The organism is Acinetobacter towneri DSM 14962 = CIP 107472 (genome assembly GCF_000368785.1).
Lineage (GTDB): Bacteria > Pseudomonadota > Gammaproteobacteria > Pseudomonadales > Moraxellaceae > Acinetobacter > Acinetobacter towneri.
This window is the reverse complement of the sequence record NZ_KB849668.1, coordinates 1-1,902: the sequence shown is the minus strand read 5'-3', so window position 1 is coordinate 1,902 and position 1,902 is coordinate 1. Positions and strand designations below refer to the sequence as shown.

The 1,902-nt window shown below is 36.1% G+C and carries 3 protein-coding genes; all 3 read right to left on the bottom strand.

The genetic code is table 11. From position 1 onward, the window contains the following. Window positions 1-129 precede the first annotated feature (129 nt). Genes F947_RS14670 through repM form a run of 3 tightly spaced genes read right to left on the bottom strand, consistent with a single transcriptional unit; the run spans window position 130 to window position 1,792 of the window. The gene (locus tag F947_RS14670; protein ID WP_004968401.1) at window positions 130-273 is read right to left on the bottom strand and encodes a hypothetical protein; all 144 of its coding nucleotides are present in this window, start codon (window positions 271-273) and stop codon (window positions 130-132) included. A gap of 21 nt (window positions 274-294) precedes the next feature. Next, entirely contained in the window at window positions 295-849 is a 555-nt protein-coding gene (locus F947_RS00200) for a plasmid replication DNA-binding protein (RefSeq protein WP_004968399.1), read from the bottom strand. Next, on the bottom strand, window positions 842-1,792 hold the full coding sequence (repM, locus tag F947_RS00195) for a replication initiation protein RepM (protein ID WP_004968397.1): 951 nt from the start codon (window positions 1,790-1,792) through the stop codon (window positions 842-844). The genes F947_RS00200 and repM overlap by 8 nt, the downstream gene beginning before the upstream one ends. Window positions 1,793-1,902: the final 110 nt, after the last annotated feature.

Genomic DNA, 1,902 nt, shown 5'->3' with positions numbered 1-1,902 from the left:
TAGAAATCAATGCTGTAGTTTCTAGTTTATAGCCCAATCACACCCGATTGGGCTTTTTTTATGATTTTTCATGTTCCACGCTTACTTACTGATCAATGTTCCACGGTTTTAATAAGTTTTGATGAACAATCACTTGCTTTGCTCTTGGGCTTTTTGGCGCTGATCCTTCTCCTTTTTAAAGGCTCGTTGATCCATAATGCTGGCTATAATCATGATAGGAATCCCGATAAATAGAAATGCAATGCCTTGTAGGATCTCTTTCAGTTTTTTCATACGTAATGCTCCTTGGAGAGCTTAGTCCTCATTGAATACCGCACTCAGTACTCGGCCAAATAAGCTACGTTTTTTTCTTGTCTCATGATGTGTCTGTGATACGTTTTTTGGTGCTTCACTGATATGTCTCGTTACTGTGTCATGAGATAATGAATTTGGCTCTATGCTTTTATTTTCAATACTTTCACTTGAGTCATCATTGTTGTCGCAAGGTGTTTCATTGAAATGTCTATTTGGTGTGTCATGAGACATTTTTTCTTCTGACTCTTTATGTCCTAGCAACAATTGGAAGCGGTCTATTTGGTCTAAATAACGTTTTTCTCTATCCTTGTATGATTCAATCTCTTTTCTCATGAAGTCAACCAACTGACGCAAATCCGCATCATCTTTGGGTGAAGTTATTACTTGGTTTGGCTCGTGCTTTTTAATTGGCTCTCCAAAGCAGCGAATGACTTCTGCAATGTCAAAAAGACCATCAGCGCTTCGAGATATACGCCCTTCTTTTATAGCCCTATATAGCGTAGAGCGACTAACATTAAAGCGATTGGATACTTCACTTAGTGATAACTTAGCCATTTACTAAGTCCTTTTTATTTGATGGCATATATCCCACTTTTTTTAGGTATGGGTATAGCTCTTTGAATTGAGCGGGATCTTGTAGCATCTCAGCAATACGTACAGCAAACTGTTGGTAGCTTTCTGTACCTTGAGAATATTTCCCCATTTCAGGTAATTCTGACAGCTTATTAGCAAACATATGACGTTGAGCATCCGTCATTTTTGAAAAAAGATCTAGCGTGTTTGGATCTCGCTTATCTGCTATTGGTTGATTCGTTTTCTTTTGTTTGAAGGCGAATGAAAAACCTGAAATAGCGCGACCTTTTTTATGTTGCTCATATTTAACAGTAATATCAGAAAGCTCATTAATTTGTTTAATAGCAATATCTAAAACACGTCTTTTAAAAGCCTCCATACGATCATATTCATTAACTCCTATACCCAATTGGCTACGAAATTTATTCAACTCATATATAGGTGTTTTGCCTACAGACTTCCATTGCATTAACAACTCATAAAGTCGTACAGCATAAACGCTTTTAAAATCGGAAGTTTTTTTAAGATGGTAACTAGTAAAATATTGTTCAAAGCCATCTATTTTTGTGACATGTTCAATTACAACACGAGTTAATGTTACTAGTATGCGACCTTCACCTTTTCGATAATTAGCATCTTGAATCCAACGACTTTTTGTTAAAGTTCCATCTTCATTGGTAATAGTAAATTGTCTTTTAAATAAAGAATCTTCTGCCTCAACTAAAGCTAAATAAGCAGCATCAGGTGAAACATTAAAGGCTGTAGCATATCTACTAGCATTTAGTTCTAATGGTTCTTCTGCTGATAATCCTTGACCTGTTTCACGAGCATCGACAATAGCGAGCTGTAATAGGCGAGTTTCACTTAAAGTAAGTGTCTGTAAGGCTTGAACAAGTTTATTTGATTTTACGACTAAGTCGGCCATGTCATTCTATTTAGCAACGGTTTTATTATGTTGTTATAACAACATAATAAATATTTGTTGTCAAATTCCGAGGAAACGTTGCTATATGACCGAGGAAACGTTGCTATATG

What these genes read in the sequence shown, in the direction of transcription:
- F947_RS14670 (WP_004968401.1), bottom strand. Translation starts at nt 273, where the DNA reads ATGAAAAAACTGAAAGAGATCCTACAAGGCATTGCATTTCTATTTATC.
- F947_RS00200 (WP_004968399.1), bottom strand. Translation starts at nt 849, where the DNA reads ATGGCTAAGTTATCACTAAGTGAAGTATCCAATCGCTTTAATGTTAGT.
- repM (WP_004968397.1), bottom strand. Translation starts at nt 1,792, where the DNA reads ATGGCCGACTTAGTCGTAAAATCAAATAAACTTGTTCAAGCCTTACAG.